The 17466-nt window shown below is 61.9% G+C and carries 21 protein-coding genes; 10 read left to right on the forward strand and 11 right to left on the reverse strand.

Annotation, left to right across the window (positions count from 1 at the left end; genetic code table 11):
• The first annotated feature begins 56 nt into the window (after window positions 1-56).
• From puuE to AC0JZ4_RS11280, 8 genes are all read left to right on the forward strand, one after another.
• Window positions 57-1013, forward strand: coding sequence for an allantoinase PuuE (gene puuE, locus AC0JZ4_RS11245; protein WP_471886463.1), 957 nt, complete (start codon window positions 57-59; stop codon window positions 1011-1013).
• On the forward strand, window positions 1010-1507 hold the full coding sequence (gene uraD / locus AC0JZ4_RS11250; RefSeq protein ID WP_471886464.1) for a 2-oxo-4-hydroxy-4-carboxy-5-ureidoimidazoline decarboxylase: 498 nt from the start codon (window positions 1010-1012) through the stop codon (window positions 1505-1507). Before puuE ends, uraD begins: the two co-directional genes overlap by 4 nt.
• A gap of 57 nt (window positions 1508-1564) precedes the next feature.
• Window positions 1565-1855, forward strand: a complete 291-nt coding sequence (locus AC0JZ4_RS11255) for a nucleotidyltransferase family protein (RefSeq protein WP_471886465.1) — start codon at window positions 1565-1567, stop codon at window positions 1853-1855.
• On the forward strand, window positions 1852-2214 hold the full coding sequence (locus AC0JZ4_RS11260; protein WP_471886466.1) for a HepT-like ribonuclease domain-containing protein: 363 nt from the start codon (window positions 1852-1854) through the stop codon (window positions 2212-2214). The genes AC0JZ4_RS11255 and AC0JZ4_RS11260 overlap by 4 nt, the downstream gene beginning before the upstream one ends.
• Window positions 2211-2723 (forward strand): ureidoglycolate lyase, encoded by a 513-nt coding sequence (locus tag AC0JZ4_RS11265; RefSeq protein WP_471886467.1) that lies wholly within the window; start codon window positions 2211-2213, stop codon window positions 2721-2723. The genes AC0JZ4_RS11260 and AC0JZ4_RS11265 overlap by 4 nt, the downstream gene beginning before the upstream one ends.
• Window positions 2720-3076, forward strand: a complete 357-nt coding sequence (gene uraH, locus AC0JZ4_RS11270) for a hydroxyisourate hydrolase (RefSeq protein WP_471886468.1) — start codon at window positions 2720-2722, stop codon at window positions 3074-3076. Before AC0JZ4_RS11265 ends, uraH begins: the two co-directional genes overlap by 4 nt.
• Complete coding sequence (locus AC0JZ4_RS11275) at window positions 3076-3834, forward strand: metallophosphoesterase family protein (RefSeq protein WP_471886469.1); 759 nt, start codon at window positions 3076-3078, stop codon at window positions 3832-3834. The genes uraH and AC0JZ4_RS11275 overlap by 1 nt, the downstream gene beginning before the upstream one ends.
• A 231-nt stretch (window positions 3835-4065) precedes the next feature.
• A complete protein-coding gene (locus AC0JZ4_RS11280; RefSeq protein WP_471886470.1) occupies window positions 4066-4830 on the forward strand; it encodes a hypothetical protein in 765 nt (254 codons plus the stop codon).
• Window positions 4831-4938: 108 nt separating this feature from the next.
• Here AC0JZ4_RS11280 and AC0JZ4_RS11285 read toward each other — a convergent pair whose 3' ends face one another.
• The 6 genes from AC0JZ4_RS11285 to puuD all read right to left on the reverse strand — a co-directional run bounded on the left by AC0JZ4_RS11285 (window position 4939) and on the right by puuD (window position 9914).
• Window positions 4939-5316 carry a PH domain-containing protein gene (locus AC0JZ4_RS11285; RefSeq protein ID WP_471886471.1) on the reverse strand — a complete coding sequence of 126 codons (378 nt, stop codon included), beginning with the start codon at window positions 5314-5316 and terminating at the stop codon, window positions 4939-4941.
• Window positions 5317-5351: 35 nt separating this feature from the next.
• The gene (locus AC0JZ4_RS11290) at window positions 5352-6503 is read right to left on the reverse strand and encodes an alpha-hydroxy acid oxidase (RefSeq protein ID WP_471886472.1); all 1152 of its coding nucleotides are present in this window, start codon (window positions 6501-6503) and stop codon (window positions 5352-5354) included.
• 132 nt (window positions 6504-6635) lie between these two features.
• Window positions 6636-7016: a helix-turn-helix domain-containing protein gene (locus AC0JZ4_RS11295; protein ID WP_471886473.1), complete on the reverse strand. Its 381-nt coding sequence runs from the start codon at window positions 7014-7016 to the stop codon at window positions 6636-6638.
• On the reverse strand, window positions 7009-7257 hold the full coding sequence (locus AC0JZ4_RS11300) for a type II toxin-antitoxin system HigB family toxin (RefSeq protein WP_471886474.1): 249 nt from the start codon (window positions 7255-7257) through the stop codon (window positions 7009-7011). The genes AC0JZ4_RS11295 and AC0JZ4_RS11300 overlap by 8 nt, the downstream gene beginning before the upstream one ends.
• A gap of 81 nt (window positions 7258-7338) precedes the next feature.
• Window positions 7339-8670: a guanine deaminase gene (gene guaD / locus AC0JZ4_RS11305; protein ID WP_471886475.1), complete on the reverse strand. Its 1332-nt coding sequence runs from the start codon at window positions 8668-8670 to the stop codon at window positions 7339-7341.
• Window positions 8671-8678: 8 nt separating this feature from the next.
• Window positions 8679-9914 carry a urate hydroxylase PuuD gene (puuD, locus tag AC0JZ4_RS11310; RefSeq protein ID WP_471886476.1) on the reverse strand — a complete coding sequence of 412 codons (1236 nt, stop codon included), beginning with the start codon at window positions 9912-9914 and terminating at the stop codon, window positions 8679-8681.
• Window positions 9915-10241: 327 nt separating this feature from the next.
• Between puuD and AC0JZ4_RS11315 the strand changes: the two genes are divergently transcribed.
• Window positions 10242-10613: a hypothetical protein gene (locus AC0JZ4_RS11315; protein WP_471886477.1), complete on the forward strand. Its 372-nt coding sequence runs from the start codon at window positions 10242-10244 to the stop codon at window positions 10611-10613.
• Here AC0JZ4_RS11315 and AC0JZ4_RS11320 read toward each other — a convergent pair.
• Window positions 10607-11509, reverse strand: coding sequence for a LysR substrate-binding domain-containing protein (locus AC0JZ4_RS11320; RefSeq protein ID WP_471886478.1), 903 nt, complete (start codon window positions 11507-11509; stop codon window positions 10607-10609). The genes AC0JZ4_RS11315 and AC0JZ4_RS11320 overlap by 7 nt on opposite strands.
• Before the next feature lie 116 nt (window positions 11510-11625).
• On the opposite strand from AC0JZ4_RS11320, the gene AC0JZ4_RS11325 reads away from it, so the two are divergent.
• Window positions 11626-11862 (forward strand): hypothetical protein, encoded by a 237-nt coding sequence (locus AC0JZ4_RS11325; protein WP_471886479.1) that lies wholly within the window; start codon window positions 11626-11628, stop codon window positions 11860-11862.
• Here AC0JZ4_RS11325 and xdhC read toward each other — a convergent pair.
• The 4 genes from xdhC to xdhA all read right to left on the reverse strand — a co-directional run bounded on the left by xdhC (window position 11859) and on the right by xdhA (window position 17292).
• Complete coding sequence (gene xdhC / locus AC0JZ4_RS11330) at window positions 11859-12716, reverse strand: xanthine dehydrogenase accessory protein XdhC (RefSeq protein WP_471886480.1); 858 nt, start codon at window positions 12714-12716, stop codon at window positions 11859-11861. The two genes, AC0JZ4_RS11325 and xdhC, sit on opposite strands and share 4 nt — an antisense overlap.
• 86 nt (window positions 12717-12802) lie before the next feature.
• Window positions 12803-13303, reverse strand: a complete 501-nt coding sequence (locus tag AC0JZ4_RS11335; protein WP_471887863.1) for a GNAT family N-acetyltransferase — start codon at window positions 13301-13303, stop codon at window positions 12803-12805.
• 147 nt (window positions 13304-13450) lie between these two features.
• Complete coding sequence (gene xdhB / locus AC0JZ4_RS11340; protein ID WP_471887864.1) at window positions 13451-15787, reverse strand: xanthine dehydrogenase molybdopterin binding subunit; 2337 nt, start codon at window positions 15785-15787, stop codon at window positions 13451-13453.
• A gap of 2 nt (window positions 15788-15789) precedes the next feature.
• A complete protein-coding gene (xdhA, locus tag AC0JZ4_RS11345; protein ID WP_471886481.1) occupies window positions 15790-17292 on the reverse strand; it encodes a xanthine dehydrogenase small subunit in 1503 nt (500 codons plus the stop codon).
• Between the last annotated feature and the right edge of the window lie 174 nt (window positions 17293-17466).

Raw genomic sequence — 17466 nt, forward strand, 5'->3', positions numbered from 1 at the left:
ATCTCGACAGTGACGGAAGCGGTGCGCTACCGTCACGGCCAAACAGAGGTGGAATGATGCCGATTACGATAAACGATACTCCACGCGATCTCGTCGGTTATGGCCGCAACAGCCCCGATCCGAAATGGCCGGGCGGGGCGAATGTCGCCGTGCAGTTCGTCATCAATTACGAGGAGGGCGGCGAGAGCCATATCCTCGACGGCGATGCGGCATCGGAAAACCTGCTTTCCGAGATCGTCGGGGCGGCAGCATGGCCCGGCCAGCGCAATCTCAACATGGAATCGATCTACGAATATGGCTCGCGCGCCGGCTTCTGGCGGCTTTTCCGGCTGTTCACCGAACTGAAGATGCAGTGCACTGTCTATGGCGTGACGCTTGCCATGGCGCGCAACCCGGAAGCCGTCGCGGCCATGAAGGAAGCGGGCTGGGAGATCGCCAGCCACGGCTATCGTTGGCTGGAATACAAGGATTTTTCGCTGGAGCGGGAGCGGGAGCATATTCGCGAGGCAGTGCGGCTGCACACCGAGCTGGTCGGCGAGCGACCCTACGGCATGTACCAGGGCAAGCCTTCCGACAGTACGCTGAAACTGGTGATGGAGGAGGGCGGCTTCCTCTATTCCTCCGACAGCTATGCCGACGATCTGCCCTACTGGGTGCCGGACCATGATGGCAAGCCGTTCCTGATCATCCCCTATACGCTGGAGACCAACGACATGCGGTTTGCCACGCCGCAGGGTTTCAACTCCGGCGACCAGTTCTTCGCCTATCTCAAGGATGCGTTCGACACGCTTTACCGGGAGGGAGAGGAGGGCAGTCCGAAGATGATGTCGGTCGGGCTGCATTGCCGTCTCGTCGGACGGCCGGGCCGTATCGCGGCGTTGCGCCGGTTCATGGAATATGTGGCCGGCCACGAGAAAGTGTGGGTGCCGCAACGCGTCGAGATCGCACGGCACTGGCATGCGCATCACCAGCCTTTGAACTGGGGCGGCACCTCGTCCAAAGGTGCGGCATGACGGCGAGAGCGGATTTTGTTTCCGCCTTCGGCGGCGTCTTCGAGCATTCCCCCTTCCTTGCCGAGCGGGCCTATGATGCAGGGCTTATCTTCGTGCCGTTGACCGCCAAGGGCGTGCATGAGGCGATGGTGATCGAGTTTCGCAAGGCAAGCGATGCAGAGCGTCTCGGCGTGCTGCGCGCGCATCCCGATCTCGCCGGGCGGCTGGCGATCGCGGGCGCGCTGACGGAAGACAGCAGGCTGGAACAGGCCGGTGCCGGTCTCGACCGTTTGAGCCCTGCGGAACATGCCCGTTTCACCGAACTCAATGCCGCCTATACGGCCAAATTCGGCTTCCCCTTCATCATCGCCGTCAGGGGGCTGAACAGGGGCGATATCCTGTCGGCCTTCGAGACGCGTGTCGACAACGCGATCGAGGTGGAATTCGCCACCGCCTGCGCGCAGGTGGAGCGGATCGCGCTGCTTCGCCTGCTGGCGCTTCTGCCGGAAGCCTGAACGCTTTCCACCCTTGCGGTCCTCGCCTATACTGGCGCCCCAAGGAGATAGGCCGCGATGAAGCCTTCGGACGTGCTGGAGAAGAACCGCGAAGCCATCCGCGAGGCGACGAAGCGCTTCAATGCGGCAAACCCGCGCGTCTTCGGCTCCGTCGCGCGCGGCGAGGACCGGCCGGGTAGCGATATCGACATTCTGGTCGATGCTTTGCCGGGCAGCACGCTGTTTTCGCTCGGCGGATTGCAATTCGAGCTCGAGGCCTTGCTCAAGGTTCGTGTCGATCTCGTTACCGCCGGAGGCCTGCAAGGAGCCGTGCGCGACCGCGTCCTGTCGGAAGCAATGCCGATATGAGCAGCGAAAGGTTGCGCGACCATATCGAGCGCATGCGCGACGCTGCGCAAAAGGCATGTGCCTTTCTTGTCGATATGCCTGAAGAGGAATTCTACCGCGATCAGCGAACGCAGATGGCAGTCGGAATGGCTATCGTTCTGGTCGGTGAAGCTGCCGCGCGAATCGTAAGGGACGCCCCCGATTTTCTCACGGAACACCCGGAAATTCCGTGGTCGCAGATACGCGGGATGCGAAACCTCGTCCTTCACGATTACTATGAGGTCGAGCTTTCGGTTGTCTGGAAGACGGTTAAGATATCTCTTCCCGAATTGATCGCCGATCTTAACTCACTGCGCAACTGGCATGCCCAAGGCGAATGACATTGACCCATCCACAGACGCTCGACATTCTTCCGCTGACCCGATCCGCCTTCGCGCCCTACGGCGATGTCATCGAGGCCGATCCGTCGACGAGGCGACGGATCAACAACGGCACGACCGAGCGGTTTCACGCGCTGGCGGAGCCGGTGGTGGTGGGCGAGCCGGAGAGGCTGATCTTCAATATTTTTCGCGGGCAGCCGCGGCAGTTTCCCTATGAGGTCGGGATGATGGAGCGGCATCCGTTCGGCAGTCAAAGTTTTGTGCCGTTGTCGGGGCGTCCGTTTCTCGTCGGCGTTGCCGATGACGAGGGTGGACAGCCGGGGCGTCCGAAAATCTTTCTGGCGCAGCCGGGTCAGGGGGTGAACTATTTTGCCAACACGTGGCATCATCCGCTGATGGCGCTCGGGGAGGTCTGCGATTTCCTGGTCGTCGACCGCGACAATACCGCCGCCAATCTCGAAGAGTTCTTCTTCGATGAACCTTACCGAATTCTGGAGCCTAGCCTATGACCGGCCTCACCACCCATGTGCTCGATACGGCAAGCGGCCGGCCGGCCGAGGGGCTCGCCATCGATCTCTATCGGATCGATGCTGACGGCCGCGACAAGATCGCGACGGTGGTGACCAATGCCGACGGCCGCGTCGATGGCGGCCCGATCCTGATCGGCACCAGTTTTCGCGTCGGCACCTATGAGCTTGTTTTCCACGCCGGCGATTATCTTCGCGCCCATGGTGTCTCGCTGAGCGAGCCGGCCTTTCTCGACGTGATCCCGATCCGCTTCGGCATCTCCGACACGACGGCGCATTACCATGTGCCATTGCTGCTTTCGCCTTACGGCTATTCCACCTATCGGGGCAGCTAATGCGGTTTGCGGTGATTGCAGACATTCACGGAAACTGCGCTGCCCTGCAGGCCGTTCTCGACGATATCGCGGCGCTCGGCATCCGGGACATCGTCAATCTCGGTGACTGTTTCAGCGGGCCGCTGGAGGCCGGCCGGACCGGCGACCTTCTTCTGTTGCTCGACATGGCCGGGGCACAGACTGTGCGCGGAAACCATGACCGGTATCTTTTGGAGCATTCCGCGGATGCGCTTGCCGCCCGTGGCGCCGTCTCCGATGCGCATGCGCACCGGCAGATGTCGGCGCGGCATTTCGACTGGCTGCGCAAGCTGCCGTTCAGAATCGTCTGGCGCGAGGAGATATTCCTCTGCCACGCGACGCCCAAGGACGACAATCGCTACTGGCTGGAAACGGTGACGCCGCAGGGTGATGTAACGCTGCGGCCGCAGGACGAGATCGAGGCTTTTGCCGAGGGTATCGCGCAATCGCTCATCCTGTGCGGGCACAGCCACATTGCACGGATGGTGGCATTGGCGGATGGCCGCCTGATCGTCAATCCCGGCAGTGTCGGCCAGCCCGCCTATGACGACGACGCGCCTTATCCCCACAATGTTGAGGTGGGGCATGTGATGGCCTGTTATGCGGTAATCGAGAAAACCGAGCGCGGCTGGTCGCCGACATTCCGTACCGTGGCCTACGACCATATGGCGATGTCGCGGCTTGCGGCAGCCAACGGGCGTGCCGACTGGGCGAGTGCGCTGGCGACGGGGCGGGTGTGAAGCCATTGCGTTTTCCTCGAAGTGCTAAATCGCTTTAGATCTTCGATTTGACGCAGCTCCGGACGAAAAGCCGTTACACACCTTTTCTGGAAATGCGCCAGCAGTCTTCGCCTGCGGCATATGATGGACAATTTTAGTGAGTTGTACCAATTCCACTACTGATCATGTGCCGGAAACCATTCCGCAAGGCTTGCGTCCGATACTTCCGTGCGATTCGACAGGAGAATTCGCATGGCACCAGCACGCAAGAAGTCAGCCGCTCGACGCAAGGGCGGCAAGCGCGGCGCAGCGCGCTCGGGGTCTTCCTTCTGGCCGTGGGTTGCGGCTCTTGTCGTGGTCGGCGGCGGGATTGCCGCCTATGACAATTTTGCGCCTGCTCGACGGTTTGTCGCCAGCCTGACGGATGACAGGCCGGTTCGCACGGCCGCGCGTGATGAGGCGCGTGACAAGGCATCGCCTGCCAGGCCGCCTCAGCATTCGGTTGCGCGCGTACCTGCTCCGGTCCCGCCGCGTCCCGTCGGTGCGCCCGACCGGACACAGACCGCGGCGATCATCCCGCCTGCGTCGATCGGCAAGCCGGGACTGGAGGTTGCGGCGCTTTCTGCCGCCGCACCGAAATCCGGCGAGGCGCTGGCCGGCGGTTACCAGGGCAAGTTCTTCCTTTGCGGCACAGCCAAGCAGGACGACTGCGTCGTTACCGCCGACCGGTTCGTCTTTCACGGCCAGAAGATCCGTCTCGTCGGCATCGAGGTGCCGGATATCAAGACGCCGCGCTGCGAGGCGGAGCGGATCAAGGCGAGCGACGCCAAGCTCAGGGTGCGCGCCTTCCTCGATTCCGGGCCGTTCGAGCTGGTTACATGGCAGGGCAATACTTCGACCGTCGACGGTCACCAGCTGCGCGACGTGACGCGCAACGGACGGTCGCTTGCCGATGTGCTCGTCAACGAGGGGCTGGCGAAGCGTCCGGGTTCAGGCTCATCCGGTTGGTGCTCCTAGAGCACGTCGCGATCTTTCAGATTCGCTTGCCGTGCTCTAGCTCCTTGTTTTTGTGCATGTCTCCCGAAACCGGGGACAACTTTCGGGAGACATGCTGTAGGTTACGCGTCAGCGCAGCACACCGGCCGCCAACGCCCGCTGGATGCCGCGCACGTCCGTACCCTTTTTCAGCGTCTTGGAAATCGGCGTGTCGGCGCCCGATACCCAGATCCTGAGTTCGGAATCGAGATCGAACGTGCCGGCGGTTTCCACCGAGAAGCGTGAGATCGAACGGTAGGGGATCGACGTGTAGTCGACCTTGCTGCCGGTCATGCCCTGGATGTCTACGAGGATCACCCGGTACTGGGTGAAGACGAAGAAATCGCGGATGACCTTGAAGGCCAGCTGCGGCTGTTCGCCGTCGATCAGAACGCCGGAAAGACGCTTGTCGAGATCGCCGGGATCGACCGTCGAGCCGTGGCCGAGAATGCCGTCGAAGAGACCCATGGAATAGACCTTTCCTGCTGCGTCTTGCCCTGCATTTATCGTGCGTAGGGATTTTCGGCGATGATGCTGTCGCCGCAATCGCTGATGTCGCGCTTGCCGCAAAGTGCCATGGTGATGTCCATCTCCTTGCGGATGATCTCGAGCGCGGTCGTGACACCCTGCTTGCCGGCGGCGCCGAGACCGTAGAGGAAGGGGCGGCCGATATAGGTGCCTCTGGCGCCGAGCGCTACAGCTTTGAGCACATCCTGGCCGGAACGGATGCCGCCATCCATGTGAACCTCGATGCGGTCGCCGACGGCGCCGACGATCTTCGGCAGCATGGAGATGGAAGAGGGGGCGCCGTCGAGCTGGCGGCCGCCGTGGTTGGAGACGATGATCGCGTCTGCGCCGGTATCGGCGGCGGCGCGGGCATCCTCCTCGTCCAGAATGCCCTTGATGATCAGCTTGCCGCCCCACAGATCCTTGATCCAGCGGATATCGTCCCAGGAAAGGCGCGGATCGAACTGTTCGGCCGTCCAGGCGCCGAGCGAGGAGAGGTCGGAGACATTCGAGGCATGGCCGACGATATTGCCGAAGCCGCGGCGCTTGGTCTGCAGCATTTCCATGCACCAGAAGGGCTTGGTCGCCAGTTGGAGGGCGCTGTCGAGCGTCCATTTGGGCGGCGCTGACAGGCCGTTGCGCAGGTCCTTGTGCCGCTGACCGAGGATCTGCAGGTCGGCGGTGACGACGAGTGCGGAGCAGCCTGCGGCCTTGGCGCGGCCGATCAGGCGTTCGACGAAGCCGCGGTCCTTCATCACGTAGAGCTGGAACCAGAAGGGTTTCGAGGTGACCGATCTCACATCCTCGATCGAGCAGATGCTCATGGTCGAGAGCGTGAAGGGCACGCCGGCTTCTTCCGCAGCCTTGGCCGCCAGCATTTCGCCATCGGCATGCTGCATGCCGGTCAGGCCCGTGGGGGCAAGTGCCACGGGCATCGATACATCCTGGCCGACCATGGTGGTCGAAAGCGACCGGTTGGTCATGTCGACCAAGACCCGCTGTCGCAGCTTGATCTTCGAAAAATCGCTTTCGTTGGCGCGATAGGTGCTTTCCGTCCAGGCACCGCTATCGGCATAATCGAAGAACATTTTCGGCACCCGGCGGCGGGCCATGGTCTTCAGATCGGCGATGGTGAGCGGCTTGGACATGATGAAATGTTCCCTCCTGATATGGTGTTCGAGAGGTAGCATATGGAGGGCTCGAATAAAGGCTAATTCACCTTCGAACCGATATTTTATGACGACGCTGTCTGCCGATCCGAGCGGCTGTCCTTGTGGCGTTCAAGCCGCATCCCTTGTCGAACGTATCGGCTGGATCAGGATTTCTGCGGGGATGCCGAGTTCGGCGTTCAAGCGGCGGATCATTTCGAGTGAAAGGGGGCGTTTGCGATTGAGAATTTCTGCGACCCTGCCGCGGCTGCCGAGCAGTGGTTCTAGGTCCTTGCGGGTCAGGCCCTGCTGTTCCATCCGGAACAGGATGGCGTCGATCGGGTCGGGCAGATCAATGGAGTGGTGGTTGTTTTCGTAGTCGTCGATCAAGGTCATCAACAGGTCGAGCCTGTCACCCTCGGGTGTGCCGGCGTCAGCACCCCAAAGGCTCGTAAGGAGGGCCGTTGCCTCTGCATAGTCCGCCTCGTTGCGGATCGGTTTCAGCTCAGTCATATTCCACCGTTGCTGCGTCGATGTTGTCATAATCCCGATGCGTGCCGATCCATTTTATCCATACGGCACTCCGTCTGAAGTCAACCGATACGATCAGCCGATAATCATTACCCTTGATATTGAAGACGACGCGCTCCGCGTTGATGATGCTCGCATGAGCGTATCGTTTCTTAATGTCGGCCGGTGACTGCCATTCAGCCTTCTGAACTTCATGAAACCAGCTATCCAGCGCCGCTTTCAAGGCTGCGCCGCCTTTCTGGCCGTTTGGGCCTTCCGCGAATAGTCTCAGCGTACGGCGGGAGATTATTCGCATCGTAGGGTATCATGCTCCCGAATTGGGTGCAATTAGACTTGGCTTCATCGGCTTGCCCGCCACATAGGTTTCCACCACGGCGCGGTCGTCGCCGATGGTCTGGAGCAGGAAGAGTTCTTCCGACAGCGAATTCACCGTTTCCATCCTGAGCTTCATGGCCGGCGTCGCGGCGGCATCGAGGATGACGAGGTCGGCGACGGAGCCGATGTCGAGCGTGCCGATATCGCCCTGCATCGACAGTGCCTCGGCATTGCCGCGGGTCATCAAGTAGAAGCTTTCCAACGGGTTGAGGCGCTCGCCGAGCAATTGCTGGATCTTGTAGGCCTCATCCATCGTCTTCAGCATCGAATAGCTGGAGCCGCCGCCGATATCGGTGGCGACCGATACGCGTACCTGCTTTTCGCGGCGCATCAGCTGTTTCATCGGGAAGAGGCCCGAGCCTAAGAAGAGGTTGGAGGTCGGGCAATGGACGGCGATCGAGCCTGCCTCCGACAGCGCGTCCATCTCGCGATCCGAAAGGTGGATGGCGTGGCCGAGAAGGGTCTTGTTTCCGAGCAGGCCGTAGCGGGCATAGATGTCGGTATAGTCCTTCGCTTCGGGGAAAAGCTCGCAGGTATAGCGGATCTCGTCGTGGTTTTCCGACAGATGCGTCTGGATGAAGAGGTCGGGGAATTCTTCCGCCAGCGCCTGCGTTGCCTGCATCTGCGCCGGTGTCGAGGTGATGGCGAAGCGCGGGGTGATGGCGACGTGGTTGCGTCCCTTGCCGTGCCATTCCTGGATCACGGCTCGGGTCTCGTCATAGCCCATTTCGGGCGTGTCGAGCAGGCCCTGCGGGGCGTTGCGGTCCATCATAACCTTGCCGCCGACCATGCACATGTTGCGCTTCATGGCCTCGGCAAAAAAGGCGTCGGCGGACGTCTTGTGGACGGAGCAGTAGGCGACTGCGGTCGTCGTGCCCTGGCGCAGGAACTCGTCGTAGAAATGCGTGGCGATGCGGGCCGCATGGTCGCTTTCGACGAAACGGCATTCCTCCGGGAAGGTGTAGGTGTTCAGCCATTCCAGAAGGTTGGCCGCATAGGAGGCGATGACCTGCATTTGCGGGAAGTGCACATGCGTATCGATGAAGCCCGGCAGGATGAGGTGAGGGCGGTGGTCGATCTCGGTGATGTCGTCGGGGGCTTGCGCCTTCACCGCCGTGTAGTCGCCTGCCGTGACGATGCGACCGTCCTCGCCAACCAGCAGGCCGCCGTCATGCTCGTAGCGATAGCTGTCGCTATCGGCGAGCGACTGGGGCGCGCGGTTGAAGGAGAGGAGGCGTCCGCGGATCAGGGTGCTGGTCATCTGTTGCTCTATTTCTCTGCCACGCTGCTTTCATACCATGCGACGAGCAGCTTGCGTTCCTCGGGCGTGAGGTCTGTGACATTGCCGGGCGGCATGGCGTGGCTTCGTCCTGCCTGGATGTATATCTCGCGGGCATGGGCGGCAACCTCGGCGTCGGTTTCCAGCCTCACCGATTTCGGCGTGAAGGTGATGCCGTCCCAGACGGGTTCGGCCGCATGGCACATGGAACAACGGGCCATGACGACATCGCGGGCGGCTTCGAAATGGGCGTTGGAGGCGAATTTCTGCTGTAGAGGCGTCATGGAAGCGGATGTCTCCGCCTCGCCGGTCAGGACCTTCGGCACGGTCGAAAGCCACATGATGACGATGAATATCAGGACCGTGACCAGCCATGTCCAGGTCGGCCTGCCCTTGCGCGCATGGGTGGTGTTGAACCAGTGGCGGATGGTGACGCCCATGAGAAAGACGAGCGCGGCGATGATCCAGTTGAATTCCGTCGCGAAGGCCAGCGGATAGTGGTTCGACAGCATGAAGAAGATGACGGGAAGCGTCAGGTAGTTGTTATGAAGCGAACGCTGCTTGGCGATCCTGCCGTATTTGGCATCCGGCGTGCGGCCGGCGATCAGGTCGGCGACGACGATCTTCTGGTTGGGAATGATGATGAAGAAGACATTGGCCGACATGATGGTGGCGGTGAAGGCGCCCAGATGCAGGAAGGCGGCGCGGCCGGTGAAGACCTGCGTATAGCCCCAGGCCATCGCCACCAGCGCCACATAGAGCAGGATCATCAGGCCCCAGGTATTGTTGCCCAGCCGTGACTTGCAAAGCTGATCGTAGAACAGCCAACCGACGCTAAGCGAGGCCAGCGACAGACAGATCGCCTGCCAGGGTTCAAGCTCCATCACCGTGCGGTCGATGAGGAAGAGGTCGGCGCCGCCGTAATAGACGATACAGAGGAGCAAAAAGCCCGACGCCCAGGTGAAATAGCTCTCGTACTTGAACCATGTCAGGTGCTCGGGCATCTGGGCGGGCGCCACCAGATATTTCTGGATATGGTAGAAGCCGCCGCCATGGACCTGCCATTCCTCGCCATGGGCGCCAGGTGGCAGGTGCGGACGTTTCACCAGCCCGAGATCAAGCGCGATGAAATAGAAGGATGAGCCGATCCAGGCGATCGCGGTGATCACATGCAGCCAGCGTACCGCAAAGTTCAGCCATTCCCAGGCAACGGCGTATTCGTACATTCTTCTGTTTCCCGTTCAGTTCCCCGACTCGTGAGTGTGGGCAAAAAAACGGGACGTGGGAAGTGGGGAAACGGTGCTGCGGCGGTATGGATGCCGGCGCGCTTTGGTTGAGGCAGGTTCGGGCTTGCCGCAGGCCGCCGCCATCAAGTGTGGCCATTCAATCACGGCGACGAAACTGCTGCTGTGCGAAGTTGTGCATTGCACCAGAACGGGCTTAGCCGGCTAAGCCGACTCGGGTATTGTAGGACTTGCGAATTCAACCGGCAGTGCCGGGTATTGCGTCCGTCACGCGGCCGGGGATGACATCCATCAACGGAGAACATGCTGATGCCAAAACAGAGGCGTTCGATTGTTAAAGGTGCGATGATTGCGTTTGCTGCGGGCGCCGGGGCGTTTCCCGTCGGCGCCCACGAGGCCCACAGTCCCAAGGGCGTCACATGGAAATATGACGGCTATTGCTGCAATGGCGATGCCAAGAGCGGCGACTGCCAGATGATCTCCACCCGCAATGTCAGGGTTACGAACCAGGGCTATGAGATCCTGCTTGGTCCCGGCGATCACCGGATGATTACCAGGACGCACAGTTTCACCATGAAGCAGAGCGAGGCGCGCCGCTCGAAGGACGAGGAGTATCACATCTGCCTCTATCCGACCGAGGACACGCTGCGCTGCTTCTATGCTCCGGACATGAGCTACTGATCGCCTGCCGTCTCGGGTAGAACGGACGTGATCCAATCCCTGAATGCCTTGATCTTGGGCGCCGAGCGGCGGCTTTCGGGATAGGCCAGCCAATAGTCCCTGCCGTCATTCAGGGTAAGCTCGAATGGTTGGACGAGACGGCCGGCGGCGATCTCGTCGGCGAAGTGACCGGGATTGAGAATGGCTACGCCCTGACCGGCGATGGCGATCTGCGCGTCCATCGCCTGGGTGCCCAGCTCGTTGCGCGGATAGCGCTCCAGTGCCGACACATCGATGCCGGCCGCTTCAAACCACTGGCGCCACCAGCGATCGCCGGCGCTGATGATCGGCATCGTCAAAAGGTCGGCCGGCTCCCGCAACGGGCCGTGGCTATCCAGCAGTTTCGGGTTCAGCATCGGGGTGAAGTTCATCCGCATGATGCGATGGGCGGTCAGTCCCGGCCAGTCTCCCTTGCCCCAGCGGATCGCCACATCGGCCTGTTCGCGGGTAAAGTCGATGAGGTTGGAGGAGGTTTCAATCCTCACGGCAATCCGCGGATGCCTGAGCTGGAAGTCGCCGATATGGCGCGCAAGCCACTGCTGGGCGAATGTGGCGGTGGAATGGATCGTCAGCATTTCGTTGGATGCCCGGCCAAGCGCCGCGATCGCCTCGTCGACCATGCCGAAAGCCTCGCTCAGGCGCGGCGCGAGCTTTTCTGCCGCTTCCGTCAACGCCACCTGGCGGGCGCGGCGCAGAAACAGCGGCTCCCCCAAAATGTCCTCCAGCAGCTTGATCTGGTAACTCACCGCCGCCTGGGTCATGCCGAGCTCGTCGCCCGCTTTGGTGAAACTCATATGGCGCGCGGTGGTTTCGAAAACGCGCAGCGCATTGAGCGGGACTTTCCGCGACATTTTCATGGATAAGCTCTCTTTATTCATGCAGTCGGATGTTCTGTTGGAATAACAGCACGAAGCCGTCCATCCTCCAATCATAAAAACCATAATGACCAATGGTCAATAAAGGAGATGCGGCCATGAGACGTGGCTTTCGCAAAGGCTTTCTGCGCATCAAAAATATAACGGAAAAGGCAGTGGGGATGATGTCTCGCACGCGAGGATCGTTCTGGCTTGAAACGAAGCCGCAGAGCGTCAGCGAGCATGATTTGCGCGATGTCGGGCTGCTCGACGGCAGGGTCTCTCCCAGCACGGTCGAAAGGCACGAAGGGTCACGCATCCTTCATGGTGTGGATGCTCCGCCGCGCTGGCTCTAGATATCGCCGGCGGGCTGCGGTCGCTTCCGCGTTTCGGCTGTCTGCGACATCATCGTTTGCAAAAGCTCGGCGGCAACAAGCGCTGCAATCACTTCGGGGCGCTTGTCCCTGACCGCCGTCCCGCCGATCGGCAGGACGAGGCGGGACAGTATTTCGTCTATCCGGCTGCGCTGCATGTCTTCGCCGTGCTGGCGGGCAAGCCAGCTTGAGAAGGTGGCGCGTTTGGTGGCCGAGCCGATCATGCCGATATAGGCGAGATCCGCCCTGGCGAGCGCACGTTCGGCGATGAGGAAATCGAGCGCGTGGTCGTGGGTGAGGATGACGACTGCGCCGCCGGATGCGATTTTGCCGACACAGCTTTCGGGCATGGCGGTCAGTTGCTGCGGTATCGTGGCCGGCAGGTGCTCCAGCGCCTCGCGGCGGGTTTCGACGACGCTTGTGGCAAAGGGCAGGGGCGCGAGCGCACGGGCGAGCGCCATACCGACATGGCCGGCACCGAAAAGTACGATTTCGGGCCGCCTCTCACGCTGTCTTTCGATCTTTCCGACAAGCGCGCTTGCGATTTTTGGCGTGACGGGCGTGAACGTGAGCAGCGTGCGGCCGCCACAGCACTGGCCGATTTCCGGCCCGAGCGGAATATCCATAACCGGCACGCCGCGGCCCAGAAGCAGGGCGCGTGCATTGTCCATCGCCATATATTCGAACTGGCCGCCGCCGATGGTGCCCCATATGGCATCGGCCGAGACAAGCATGAAGGCGCCGGCCTCGCGCGGGGTGGAGCCCTTCGTCTCGGCAAGCTCGACCAGCACGACGCTTCGGTCGGCAAGGAAGGCTTCGAGCGAAATGTCCGGCATGTCGTCACCCATGAAAGGCTTGAGGCTGATCGGCAGAATAGGATGATCGTCCTGCGGCCGTCGAGCCTTTTGAACGAGGTTGCGGCTCAGCCGGTGGTGGAAAATCCCCTGGCGAAGGTGAGTATGCCTTTCGGCGCGCTGCCGGAAAGGACGATGCGCTGCACATAGATATCGGCCACGCCCTCGTAGGTGAGAGCAGCGTCATTGTCGAAGCCCGAGCTTTTGTAGACTGAGGGATCACCGACGAGTGCGCAGCCCTTTGCGCCCAATGCCTTCAGCCTTGCCAGCCCTTCGCGGATCAGCGCCTTGCCGATGCCTTGCCGCCGCCGGTCAGCGGCGACCGAGATCGGGCCGAGACCGAACCAGTCGTCATAATGTCCATCGATCGCGACGGGCGAGAAGGCGACGTGGCCGATGATCTGTCCGTTATCCTCCGCCACCAGCGACAGCGTCAGGTCGCCATCGGCGCGCAGGGCGCGGATGATCGCGCCCTCGGTTTTCGAGCTGTACGGCATCGGCGCGAATGCCTGCTGGGTGAGGTCGTGGATCAGGTCTTCGTCGCCGGGGTGTTCGGAGCGGATGATAATGGGCATCGTCGTGTTCTCCTCCTGTTTCCGGCGTTGCGAGCGGCCCTTCATCCGGCTGCGTCCTTCGGCCCCTTTTCCTTTCCCGATGAAGGGGAGCGCGGCTTGCTGCGCTCCGGGTGAGGGGCTTTTCTTGCCGCCCATCCAACCTCACATCGCCTTCAGCCGCTCCACCGCCATCAAAACTCTTTCAGGTGTTGCCGGGGCGTCCAGCCTGGGGCAGACCGCATAGTCGGCGACGCTTGCGACGGCCATGGAAATCGCTTCCAGAACCGAGATCGCCAGCATGAAGGGCGGTTCCCCCACGGCCTTGGAGCGGCCGATGGTCGGCTCGGCGTTTTCGGACCATTCGGCCAGTTGCACGTTGAAGACCTTCGGTCGGTCGGAGGCGAGCGGGATCTTGTAGGTGGACGGTGCGTGGGTACGCAGCCGGCCCTTGTCGTCCCACCACAATTCCTCCGTCGTCAGCCAGCCCATGCCCTGCACGAAGGCGCCTTCGATCTGGCCGATGTCGAGCGCCGGATTGAGCGAGCGGCCGACATCGTGGAGGATATCGGTACGCTCCACCATGTATTCGCCGGTCAGCGTGTCGATCGACACTTCCGAGACGGCGGCGCCATAGGCGAAATAATAGAAAGGATGGCCGCGGCCGGCTGCGCGGTCCCAATGGATCTTTGGCGTCTTGTAGAAACCGGCTGCGGACAGCTGTACGCGGTCGAAATAGGCGGCCTTGACGAACGTGTCGAAAGGCACGGTCTCGCCGCCGATCTTCACCCGGTTGGGCAAAAACTCGATCTTGTCGCGCGTCACCTTCCATTGCCGGACGGCGAAGTCGATCAGCCGTTCCTTGATCTGACGGCAGGCGTCATAGGCGGCCATGCCGTTGAGGTCGGAGCCGGAGGAGGCGGCGGTGGCGGACGTGTTCGGTACCTTGCCGGTGGTCGTCGCGGTGATCTTCACCCGGTCGATATCGACCTGGAAACAGTCGGCCACGACCTGCGCCACCTTGGTGTAGAGGCCCTGGCCCATTTCCGTGCCGCCGTGGTTCAGGTGGATCGAGCCGTCCGAATAGACATGCACGAGTGCGCCGGCCTGATTATAGGCCGTGAGGGTGAAGGAGATGCCGAACTTGACCGGAGTGAGGGCAATGCCTCGGCGGATGACCGGGCTCGTCTCGTTGAAGTCGATGATCGCCCGGCGGCGGGCCTGATAGTTGGACGAGGCCTCGAGCTCGTCGACGATGCGGGCGATGACGTTGTCGTGGATATCCTGATGATAGGGCGTCACGGTGCGGTCGGAGCCGCGCTGGCCGTAGAAGTTCAGCTTGCGGATGTCGAGCGGGTCCTTGCCGACGGCGTAGGCGATGTCCTCGATCATCCGTTCGGCACCGAGCATGCCTTGGGGCCCGCCAAAGCCGCGAAACGCGGTGTTGGAGACGGTGTGGGTCTTCAAAGGTTCGGATTTCAGCCGCACATGCGGGTAGTAATAGCTCGAATCGGCATGGAAGAGGGCGCGGTCGGTGACCGGGCCGGAGAGATCGGCCGAATAGCCGCAGCGCGCCGCATAGACGCTGTCGACCGCGTGGATCCTGCCATCCTCATCGAAAGCGACGTCGTAATCGACGCGGAAATCGTGACGCTTGCCGGTGACGGTCATGTCCTCGTCGCGGTCGGGGCGAAATTTTATCGCGCGCTTCAACTTCTTCGCCGCAACGGCAGCCAGGGCTGCGAACTGGTTGCCCTGGGTTTCCTTGCCACCGAAACCGCCGCCCATGCGACGGGTCTTCACCTCGACGGCGTGGTTGGCGCAGCCAAGCACATGCGCCACCATATGCTGCACCTCGCTCGGGTGCTGGGTGGAGGACCAGACGATGACATCCTCGTCCTCGCCGGGCATGGCGAAGGCGATATGGCTTTCGAGATAGAAATGCTCCTGGCCGCCGATATTCATCGATGCCTGAATGCGGAGCGGCGGCTTTTCGATCTCGGTTTCCGGCTCGCCGCGACGCAGCGTCATCGGCTCGGTGACGAAGGTGGAGCCGTTTTCGCGGGCGTCGTCGATATCGGTCCAGTGCGGCAGGTCGCGGTATTCGATCTTCGCCAGACGGGCTGCGCGACGGGCCTGATCGCGGGTTTCGGCAAAGACGGCGAAGATCGGCTGGCCGTGGAACTGGACGAGATCGGTGGCCAGCAGCGGCTCGTCATGCTTGCCGGTCGAGGCGACGTCGTTTGCGCCGGGAATATCGTCCGCCGTCATCACCCAGACGACGCCTTGGGCGTTTCGCACGGCATCGAGATCGATCGACAGGATTTGAGCATGCGCCCGGTCGGAAAGGCCGAGGGCTGCGTGCAGCGTGCCGGCGGGTTCGGGAATATCGTCGATATATTCGGCACTTCCGGTGACATGCTTGTGTGCTGAATCATGTTTCAACGAGGCATGCATCGGGCCGTCGATGACGGGTTTGATGGGGAAGGAGGTCTTGTCCATCATCACGCCTCCTCCACTTCGTATGCGTCCGGCTCGAACCGCTGCAACTGCACCGGCGCTCCCGCCGTTTCCAGGAAGAAACGGGTCAGCAGGTTCCTCGCCGTCAGGCTGCGGTATTCGGCGCTAGCCCGCCAGTCGGTAAGGGGCTGAAAATCGGCCTCGAATGCGGACTGTGCCGCGGCAATCACATCCCAGCGCCAGGGCATGCCGGTTAGCGCCTGCTCTACATGGGTTGCCCGTTTCGGGGTGGCCGCCATGCCGCCGAAGGCGATGCGGATGTCTTCCACATGGCCGTCGCCGTCGAGCGTCAGGTTGAAGGCGCCGCAGAGCGCCGAGATATCCTCGTCGCGGCGCTTCGATATCTTGTAGACGGCGAAATGGCCGAGATCGGCCGGACGCGGCACGAATATCTTCTCGACGAATTCGCCCGGCAGCCGGTCCTGGCTGCCGTAGGCGAGAAAGTAGTTTTCGAGCGGCATGGTGCGGCGGCCGGAATGGGAGCGCAAGGTCAGCGTGGCTCCCAGCGCAATCAGCGGCGGCGGGGTGTCGCCGATCGGCGAGCCGTTGGCGATATTTCCACCGATCGTGCCCATGTTCCTGACCTGCTGGCCGCCGATACGGTCGATCAGCGGGCCGAAGGCGGGGATGACGGCTTCGAGGAAGCCATGAGCCTCGGCATAGCTGACGCCGGCGCCGATCGTGACGCCGTTTTCCTCGACGGAAATCGTCTGAAGCTCGGACAGGTGGCCGATAAAGACGACCGGATCGAGTTTTCTCAGCTGTTTCGTTACCCACAGGCCGACATCGGTGGCACCGGCGACGATGGTGGCCGCCGGTTCCTTCGCCAGCGTCTCGGCCAGCGCTCCGATCGAGGCTGGCAGGATCGAGCGGGTGATGCTGCCGTCGGCTTCGGTCTTTTCCACGGTGACCGTGTCGGTGACGGATTTCAGCGCCCAGAGCTTTGCCATGATCTCGGTGCGATCGCGCTCCAGCGGGTCGAAGAGCGAGCTTGGCCGCGCCTTCGCCACCTGTTCTGCGGCCTTGACGATCGGTTCGTAGCCGGTGCAGCGACAGAGATTGCCCTGCAGGGCGCTTTCGATCTCGGCGCGGTTCGGGTTTTCGTTGGACAGCCACAGGCCATAGAGCGACATGACGAAGCCCGGCGTGCAGAAGCCGCATTGCGAGCCATGACAGTCGACCATGGCCTGCTGCACGGGGTGCAGCGTGCCGTCACTGGCCGCCAGATGCTCGATGGTGACGATGTGAGTGCCGTGGACGGAGCCCATGAGCCTGATACAGGCATTGACGCTTTCATAGCGCAGGCCGGTTTCGGTCAGCCGCCCGACAAGCACGGTGCAGGCCCCGCAATCGCCTTCGGCACAGCCTTCCTTCGTCCCCGTCAAACGCATCCTAAGGCGCAGGTAATCGAGCAGCGTATCCGTCGGAGCAAAGTCTCCGAGGGTCACGTTCTCGCCGTTGAGGATGAAGCGGATGGCTGAACTCATCGGTCTCCTTCGTCCGCCGTTGCCGGCTCTAGGGGAAATAGCGAGTCATGATGTTACTGCGCCGCCCGGCCGCCGTCGATGGAGATATGCATGGCCGTGATGCTTCTTGCCGCATGGCCTGCCTATGGGAATGCCCCGAGCGACGAGGTGGAAGCGCATTCCCGTGCGGCACTC

Source organism: [Rhizobium] kunmingense (assembly GCF_977018605.1).